Below are 8,225 nucleotides of genomic sequence, written 5' to 3'. Positions count from 1 at the left end.
TAAGGATATCAGGCAAACGGTTGCCCCCCCCCCCCCCCCCCCCCCCGCAAAAGCCCGGCTCACCGATCAGCCGCCAGTGCTCGTCGAGCCCGGTTTTTTACATTAGGAAATGTTTCAGCCGGGCCTGCCTTATAGATCCTGCCCACATTAACCCCGGCTGAAGAGTCAGAAACCGACCGTTACGCTGCCTTGCCCGCCCCGTTTGATTGCCAAGCTGCTCGAGGGCAGTGTACAAATGCTGGGCTACTGTCAGGAAACAGGCTTCAAAAGCGCTACCGCGACCTCCTCGTAGCACCTCTGAACTCCCCTAAAAACCGTAGCCCTATTGGTAAGACGCGACATTTAATGTCAAGATCGCGCCTTCCCCTATTTCGTCGCCCCGTGCGGCTTCCGCCGCAGGTCTCGCCCGTTTTTCGAATAAACCCGGCTTTGAGTATCTGCGGTCTGTTGCAAAAAGGTAGTTAATGATGAGCGCAAGGCACTTTCTCTCCCTGATGGATTGCACGTCCGAAGAGCTGGTCAGCGTGATTCGTCGAGGCATCGAGCTGAAGGACCTGCGCAATCGCGGCGTACTCTTCGAGCCACTGAAAAACCGCGTTCTCGGGATGATTTTCGAGAAGTCCTCGACCCGTACCCGTATTTCCTTCGAAGCCGGCATGATCCAGCTGGGCGGCCAAGCGATCTTCCTGTCGCCACGCGATACCCAATTGGGCCGTGGCGAGCCGATAGGTGATGGCGCGATCGTCATGTCGCGCATGCTCGATGCGGTGATGATCCGTACCTTTGCCCACAGCACCCTGACCGAATTCGCCGCCAATTCCCGCGTGCCAGTGATCAACGGTTTGTCCGATGACCTGCACCCGTGCCAGTTGCTGGCCGATATGCAAACCTTCCTTGAACACCGCGGTTCGATCCAGGGCAAAACCGTTGCCTGGATCGGCGACGGCAACAACATGTGCAACAGTTATATAGAAGCCGCCATTCAGTTCGACTTCCAACTGCGTATTGCCTGCCCGCAAGGTTACGAGCCAAACCCTGAATTCGTCGCCAAGGCCGGCGATCGCGTGACCATCGTCCGCGATCCTCGGGATGCGGCGATCGGTGCTCACCTGATCAGCACTGACGTCTGGACCTCCATGGGCCAGGAAGAGGAAACCGCCAAGCGCCTCGCGCTGTTCGCGCCCTTCCAGGTGACTCGCGCCCTGCTCGATATCGCCGCACCGGACGTGCTGTTCATGCACTGCCTGCCTGCTCACCGTGGTGAAGAAATCAGCCTCGACCTGCTCGACGACAAACGCTCTGTCGCCTGGGATCAAGCGGAAAACCGTCTTCACGCACAAAAGGCCCTGCTCGAATTTCTGGTCGAACCGGCATACCACCACGCATGAGCCAGCCATTACTGCTTAACCTGCGCAACCTGGCCTGCGGCTATCAAGACCAACGGGTTGTACAGAACCTCAACCTGCACCTCAATGCCGGGGATATCGGTTGCCTGCTCGGCTCGTCCGGTTGCGGCAAGACCACCACTCTGCGGGCGATTGCCGGTTTCGAGCCGGTGCACGAAGGTGAAATCAAACTGGCCGGTGAAGTCATCTCCAGTGCCGGTTTCACCCTGGCGACCGAGAAACGACGGATCGGCATGGTGTTCCAGGACTACGCGCTGTTTCCGCACTTGAGCGTGGCCGAGAACATCGCTTTCGGGATCCGCGAGCATCCGCAAAAGAACCGTGTGAGCGAAGAACTGCTCGAACTGGTCAACCTGAAAAACCTCGGCAAGCGTTTTCCCCATGAGTTGTCGGGCGGCCAGCAGCAGCGTGTCGCGCTGGCTCGCGCACTGGCGCCGGAGCCGCAATTGCTGTTGCTCGACGAACCCTTCTCCAACCTCGACGGTGAACTGCGCCGCAAGCTCAGCCATGAGGTGCGGGATATTCTCAAGGCTCGTGGTACCAGCGCCATATTGGTAACCCACGATCAGGAAGAAGCGTTCGCGGTTAGCGATCATGTCGGTGTATTCAAAGAAGGTCGACTGGAGCAATGGGACACGCCATATAACCTCTACCACGAGCCTCTGACACCCTTTGTCGCGAGCTTTATCGGCCAGGGTTATTTCATCCGCGGCCAGTTACTCAGCCCGGAATCGGTGCAAACCGAACTGGGTGTACTGCGCGGCAACCGCGCTTATACATGGCCGATTGGCGGCGCTGTCGATGTGCTACTGCGTCCGGACGATATCGTCTATGCACCGGAAAGTGAGCTGAAAGCGCGAATCATCGGTAAAACCTTCCTCGGCGCATCGACGCTGTATCGCCTGCAATTGCCGACCGGTAGCCAGCTGGAGTCAATCTTCCCGAGCCATGTCGATCATACTGTGGGGGCCGATGTCGGCATTCGCGTGGCGGCAGAACATCTGGTGTTGTTTCAGGCCTCGGGCAGCACGGCGGCGCAGATCCCGGCTGTGGAGTCCGGTGTCCGGCGGTATTGCACCGCCAGTTGATGTTTTTTGCAGGAGCAGGGGGGACGCCTGGTTCTTGCCCGCGATGAACGATAGCGCAGTTATCGGTAACACTGCGGCACCTGCATCGCGGGCAAGCCTCGCTCCTACGACCCCTCCCTATCCCAGCATCAACTTCCCGCTGGCCACCAACGTGGCATTGCCGCCGATCTTCACCCGATCCCCTTCCAGACGACAGAACAACTCCCCTCCCCGCGCCGAACATTGATACGCCGTCAGGCTCGACTTGCCTAAACGCTGCGACCAGTAAGGAATCAGACTGCAATGGGTCGAACCGGTTACGGGGTCTTCGTTGATTCCAATCGCCGGGGCAAAATAGCGTGAGACAAAATCATGCGTGTTGCCCGGCGCTGTGACGATCGCTCCCAGCCACGCAAGTTTGGCCAAAGCGACCATGTCGGGCTGGCAATCCAGGACAGCCTGCTCGGACTCCAACACCACAAACAATTCGTTGGAACCCAGAACCTCCACCACCTCCACGCCCAGTGCTCGCTCCACTTCCAGCTTCACGCCAACCTCGCGGGGCACAACCACCGGGAAATCCAGCCACAGCCGCTCACCTTCACGACTGACGCTCAGGGGTCCGGACTTGCTGATGAAGTCGAGCCGCTCGACCGGCTCCCTATAAACCTCGAACAGGACGTAGGCGCTGGCCAGCGTGGCGTGCCCACACAGCGGCACCTCAGTGGTCGGCGTGAACCAACGGATATGCCAGCCTTGACCTTCGCGCACCAGGAAAGCGGTTTCGGCCAGATTGTGCTCGGCGGCGATTTTCTGCATCAACTCATCGGCGAGCCACACATCAAGCCGATAGACCATTGCCGGGTTGCCACTGAACGGGCGATCGCTGAACGCGTCGACCTGATGAAATTCAAACTGCATCACCCTACCTCTCCTTGAATATGCGACAGCGAGCATGCGCCCGGGCGCAATCCGGAACTAGGTACAGAGCAGGTTAATTTCCATCATACAGCGCCGATTCAAAGACCGTCGTTCAGGGGTCAAGCCCGGCCGATATCGGCAAACGTCGCCTGGGTATGCTCGGCCAGCACAGCCGCTGACAACTCGACCTCAAGGCCCCGGCGCCCGGCGCTGACAAAAATACTTGCGAAAGGTTGTGCGCTGTTATCGAGGAAAGTCCGCAAACGCTTTTTTTGCCCCAACGGGCTGATCCCCCCCAACAAATAACCCGTCGCCCGTTGCGCAGCGGCCGGGTCTGCCATCTCGACTTTCTTCACCCCCGCCGCATGGGCCAGCGCCTTCAAATCCAGACTTCCGACGACCGGTACCACTGCCACCAACAACTCCCCTTTTTCGCTGGCCGCCAACAGCGTCTTGAACACCTGAGCAGGATCGAGACCCAGCTTTTCTGCCGCCTCCAGACCATAAGAAGCCGCCTTCGGATCATGTTCGTAACTGTGCACTCGATGTTCGGCACGAACTTTTTTCAACAAATCCAATGCGGGGGTCATGGCAGTTCCAGGCTTGGCTAATGGAATAAATCGCTGATGACAGATTCTAGGTCATCGGTTGGCAAAAGGCTCTATCGCACCGCAGTTACGCCAGCTCACCGTTGAATCAAGCGGCCATCATCCTGCTCATTGGCAGCGTCCTCGCACACCCGTAACGCGATCATTTTGACGACGGTTAGTTAAAAAATGACCGATGGTTCACTTTCGACCTTTGACATCAGTGTTTCTTGTCTATATTTTTTCGAATCTGAATATGGATCCAACAGTTCCAAAGTCGTACCCAGCAGCAAGCCGAGGCAAAGATGGGGATTCTTGCCTTGGTGAAAATCGCACTCTGAGCCTTTCCAAAAGCGCCGGACAACAACAATAAACGAGGTTTTCAATGACGACTGCTCTACAACAACCTTCGCTCTCAAGCCAATGCATGGCCGAGTTCCTGGGTACTGCTCTACTGATTTTCTTTGGTACTGGTTGCGTCGCCGCGCTCAAGGTCGCGGGTGCCAGCTTCGGCTTATGGGAAATCAGTATCATCTGGGGGGTCGGCGTGAGCATGGCGATCTACCTGACCGCGGGCATTTCCGGCGCGCACCTCAATCCGGCAGTCAGTATTGCACTGTGCATTTTTGCCGACTTCGAAAAGCGCAAGCTGCCGTTTTACATCTTCGCCCAGATCGCCGGTGCCTTTTGCTCAGCGTTGTTGGTTTACACGCTTTACAGCAACCTGTTCTTCGATTACGAACAAACCCATCACATGATCCGTGGCACCCAGGCCAGCCTGGAACTGGCATCGGTGTTTTCCACCTATGCGAACCCTGCCCTGTCCACTGGCCAGGCGTTCCTGGTTGAAGTGATCATCACCGCCATTTTGATGGGTGTGATCATGTCTCTGACCGATGACAACAACGGTCTGCCGCGCGGTCCGCTGGCGCCTTTGCTGATTGGCCTGCTGATCGCCGTAATTGGTAGCTCGATGGGGCCGCTGACGGGTTTCGCGATGAATCCGGCTCGGGATTTCGGACCTAAACTGATGACCTTCTTCGCGGGCTGGGGTGAAATATCTTTCACCGGCGGGCGCGATATTCCTTACTTCCTGATTCCGGTATTTGCCCCGATCGTTGGTGCCAGCCTTGGCGCTGCCGCCTATCGCGGGCTGATTGCTCGTCATCTGCCCGTCGCCATACCTGCTACAAAGGATGCAGAACGCGTTATTGACGCAATGTAAGAATTTCTTGAAACCGGCGGCGCGAAATCCTGCCCAACCCTGATCTCGCGCCCCACCCCACTCCCTTATTTCGTCCAAGGCAATCGACATGACCGACACTCAGAACAAGAACTACATCATTGCCCTCGATCAGGGTACGACCAGCTCCCGAGCGATCATTTTCGACCGCGACGCCAACGTGGTCTGTACCGCTCAGCGCGAATTCGCCCAGCATTACCCGCAAGCCGGCTGGGTCGAACACGACCCGATGGAAATCTTCGCCACCCAAAGTGCGGTGATGGTCGAAGCCCTGGCTCAAGCCGGCCTGCATCACGATCAGGTTGCAGCCATCGGCATCACCAACCAACGCGAAACCACAGTGGTCTGGGACAAAACCACCGGCCGCCCGATCTACAACGCGATCGTCTGGCAGTGCCGACGCAGCACCGAGATCTGCCAGCAGCTCAAACGCGATGGCCATGAGCAGTACATCAGCGAAACCACCGGCCTGGTTACCGATCCGTACTTCTCCGGCACCAAACTGAAATGGATTCTCGACAACGTCGAAGGCAGCCGCGAACGTGCCCGCAACGGCGAACTGCTGTTCGGCACCGTCGACAGCTGGCTGATCTGGAAGTTTACCGGCGGCAAGACCCACGTTACCGACTACACCAATGCATCGCGCACCATGCTCTTCAACATCCACACCCTGGAGTGGGATGCGAAGATGCTTGAGGTGCTGGATATTCCGCGCGAGATGCTCCCGCAAGTGAAGTCGTCTTCGCAAATCTACGGCCATACCAAAAGCGGTATCGCTATCGGCGGGATTGCCGGCGACCAACAGGCCGCGCTGTTCGGCCAGATGTGCGTCGAACCCGGCCAGGCGAAAAACACCTACGGCACCGGCTGCTTCCTGCTGATGAACACTGGCGACAAGGCCGTGAAATCCAGTCACGGCATGCTCACCACCATCGCGTGCGGCCCGCGTGGCGAAGTCGCCTACGCGCTGGAAGGCGCAGTGTTCAATGGCGGCTCCACCGTGCAGTGGCTGCGTGACGAGCTGAAAATCATCAACGACGCTCACGACACCGAATACTTTGCCAACAAGGTCAAAGACAGCAACGGCGTGTACCTGGTCCCGGCCTTCACCGGTCTGGGCGCCCCGTACTGGGACCCCTATGCCCGTGGCGCGCTATTCGGCCTGACCCGTGGCGTACGCGTGGATCACATCATTCGCGCAGCCCTGGAATCGATTGCCTACCAGACCCGCGACGTGCTCGACGCCATGCAACAGGATTCCGGCGAACGCCTCAAAGCCCTGCGCGTCGACGGTGGTGCAGTTGCCAACAACTTCCTGATGCAATTTCAGGCGGACATTCTCGGCACTCACGTCGAACGCCCGCAGATGCGTGAGACTACCGCACTGGGTGCAGCCTATCTGGCGGGCCTGGCCTGTGGCTTCTGGAGCAGCCTGGATGAGCTGCGCGGCAAGGCCGTGATCGAACGCGAGTTCGAACCTCACCTGGCCGAAGCCGAGAAGGAAAAACTCTACGCCGGCTGGAAAAAAGCGGTGAGCCGCACCCGTGACTGGGAGCCGCACGAGGAGGCTAAATAAGCCAGAGCACGGACTCGTATCGGCATGTAACTGGTAGGGAGTGGATTCGTGCGGCATCATGGGCAAATTTTGCACGGCAGCCCCAAGGAAGCCCATGAATCTGCCTCCCCGTCAGCAGCAAATCCTCGAGCTGGTCCGCGAACGCGGTTACGTCAGCATAGAGGAAATGGCTCAGCTATTTGTCGTTACACCGCAGACCATCCGCCGCGATATCAATCAATTGGCGGAAGTGAATTTATTGCGTCGCTATCACGGCGGCGCAGCTTACGATTCAAGCGTAGAAAACACTGCCTACGCCATGCGTGCCGATCAAATGCGCGATGAGAAACAACGCATCGCCGAAGCCATCGCCGCGCAGATTCCCGATCACGCCTCGCTATTCATAAACATCGGCACCACCACCGAATCCATCGCCCGGGCGCTGCTCAATCACACCCAGCTCAAGGTGATCACCAACAACCTGCACGTCGCCTCGATCCTCAGCGCCAAGGATGATTTCGAAGTCCTGCTCGCTGGCGGCAATGTGCGCCGTGACGGCGGTGTCGTCGGTCAGGCCAGCGTCGACTTCATCAATCAGTTCAAGGTCGACTTCGCCCTGGTCGGTATCAGCGGCATCGATGAAGATGGCAGCCTGCTGGATTTCGACTATCAGGAAGTGCGGGTTTCCCAAGCGATCATCGCCAATGCCCGCCAAGTGATACTGGCGGCCGACTCCAGTAAATTTGGCCGCAACGCCATGGTTCGATTGGGACCGATCAGCCTGATCGATTGCCTGGTCACCGATCAGGCACCAGTGCCTGCGCTGGCGCAATTGCTGAGCCAGCACAAGATTCGGCTGGAAGTGGTTTAAGCCACGACAGGCCGGGCGCACTCTGCGTGGGAACGATCATTGGCAGATCTCACACCCAGCAATCAATCAAAAGAACGGACGACCCTGAGGTTGCCCGTTTTGTTTATGGTGCCATCTGCGCCCGTAGTCGTCGTCCGATCACGTCCAGCAGATCGCAGCCATCGCGCAGCAGGATGGCGAGGACCCGGGCGAAGGAGTAGATCGTTCCCACGCTCTGCGTGGGAATGCCTCACTGGACGCTCCGCGTCCGCTTCGGCAGTGACGCAGAGCGTCACGGGCTGCATTCCCACGCAGAGCGTGGGAACGATTATTGGCAGACCTGACACCCAGTAATCAAAAAACAGGCGCCTCTGAGGTTGCCCGTTTTGTTTATGGTGCCATCTGCGCCCGCAATCGCCGTCCGATGACGTCCATTAAATCGCAGCCGTCGCGCAGCGGGATAGCGAGGACCCGGGCGAAGGAGTAGATCGTTCCCACGCTCTGCGTGGGAACGATCATTGGCAGACCTGACACCCAGTAATCAAAAAACAGGCGCCTCTGAGGTTGCCCGTTTTGTTTATGGTGCCATCTGCGCC

The 8,225-nt window shown here is 58.2% G+C and carries 7 protein-coding genes and 1 pseudogene; 5 read left to right on the top strand and 3 right to left on the bottom strand.

Annotated features, from left to right (window positions below; all coding sequences use genetic code 11):
• The first annotated feature begins 467 nt into the window (after positions 1-467).
• Together argF and AC07VR_RS25105 are read left to right on the top strand one after the other, a co-directional pair.
• A complete protein-coding gene (gene argF / locus AC07VR_RS25110) occupies positions 468-1,388 on the top strand; it encodes an ornithine carbamoyltransferase (RefSeq protein ID WP_494992005.1) in 921 nt (306 codons plus the stop codon).
• Positions 1,385-2,494 (top strand): ABC transporter ATP-binding protein, encoded by a 1,110-nt coding sequence (locus AC07VR_RS25105; protein ID WP_495012907.1) that lies wholly within the window; start codon positions 1,385-1,387, stop codon positions 2,492-2,494. The genes argF and AC07VR_RS25105 overlap by 4 nt, the downstream gene beginning before the upstream one ends.
• Before the next feature lie 117 nt (positions 2,495-2,611).
• Here AC07VR_RS25105 and AC07VR_RS25100 read toward each other — a convergent pair whose 3' ends face one another.
• Entirely contained in the window at positions 2,612-3,394 is a 783-nt protein-coding gene (locus tag AC07VR_RS25100; RefSeq protein WP_495012906.1) for a PhzF family phenazine biosynthesis protein, read from the bottom strand.
• Between the two features lie 119 nt (positions 3,395-3,513).
• On the bottom strand, positions 3,514-3,984 hold the full coding sequence (ybaK, locus tag AC07VR_RS25095; RefSeq protein WP_494992002.1) for a Cys-tRNA(Pro) deacylase: 471 nt from the start codon (positions 3,982-3,984) through the stop codon (positions 3,514-3,516).
• A gap of 382 nt (positions 3,985-4,366) precedes the next feature.
• On the opposite strand from ybaK, the gene AC07VR_RS25090 reads away from it, so the two are divergent.
• The 3 genes from AC07VR_RS25090 to AC07VR_RS25080 all read left to right on the top strand — a co-directional run bounded on the left by AC07VR_RS25090 (position 4,367) and on the right by AC07VR_RS25080 (position 7,650).
• Positions 4,367-5,206 carry an MIP/aquaporin family protein gene (locus AC07VR_RS25090; protein WP_495012905.1) on the top strand — a complete coding sequence of 280 codons (840 nt, stop codon included), beginning with the start codon at positions 4,367-4,369 and terminating at the stop codon, positions 5,204-5,206.
• Between the two features lie 88 nt (positions 5,207-5,294).
• Positions 5,295-6,800 carry a glycerol kinase GlpK gene (gene glpK, locus AC07VR_RS25085; protein WP_494992000.1) on the top strand — a complete coding sequence of 502 codons (1,506 nt, stop codon included), beginning with the start codon at positions 5,295-5,297 and terminating at the stop codon, positions 6,798-6,800.
• A 94-nt stretch (positions 6,801-6,894) separates the two neighbouring features.
• Positions 6,895-7,650 carry a DeoR/GlpR family transcriptional regulator gene (locus tag AC07VR_RS25080; protein ID WP_494991999.1) on the top strand — a complete coding sequence of 252 codons (756 nt, stop codon included), beginning with the start codon at positions 6,895-6,897 and terminating at the stop codon, positions 7,648-7,650.
• Between the two features lie 369 nt (positions 7,651-8,019).
• Here the strand turns inward: AC07VR_RS25080 and AC07VR_RS25075 are convergent.
• Positions 8,020-8,225 (bottom strand): annotated as a pseudogene (locus AC07VR_RS25075) (hypothetical protein); the annotation flags it as partial.

This window comes from Pseudomonas sp. GW821-FHT02H09 (assembly GCF_059421425.1).
This window is presented reverse-complemented; position numbering and strand designations above follow the sequence as displayed.

Bases quoted from the DNA above. Each gene is read 5' to 3' on its own strand.
- argF (WP_494992005.1), top strand. From the start codon at position 468: ATGAGCGCAAGGCACTTTCTCTCCCTGATGGATTGCACGTCCGAAGAG.
- AC07VR_RS25105 (WP_495012907.1), top strand. From the start codon at position 1,385: ATGAGCCAGCCATTACTGCTTAACCTGCGCAACCTGGCCTGCGGCTAT.
- AC07VR_RS25100 (WP_495012906.1), bottom strand. From the start codon at position 3,394: ATGCAGTTTGAATTTCATCAGGTCGACGCGTTCAGCGATCGCCCGTTC.
- ybaK (WP_494992002.1), bottom strand. From the start codon at position 3,984: ATGACCCCCGCATTGGATTTGTTGAAAAAAGTTCGTGCCGAACATCGA.
- AC07VR_RS25090 (WP_495012905.1), top strand. From the start codon at position 4,367: ATGACGACTGCTCTACAACAACCTTCGCTCTCAAGCCAATGCATGGCC.
- glpK (WP_494992000.1), top strand. From the start codon at position 5,295: ATGACCGACACTCAGAACAAGAACTACATCATTGCCCTCGATCAGGGT.
- AC07VR_RS25080 (WP_494991999.1), top strand. From the start codon at position 6,895: ATGAATCTGCCTCCCCGTCAGCAGCAAATCCTCGAGCTGGTCCGCGAA.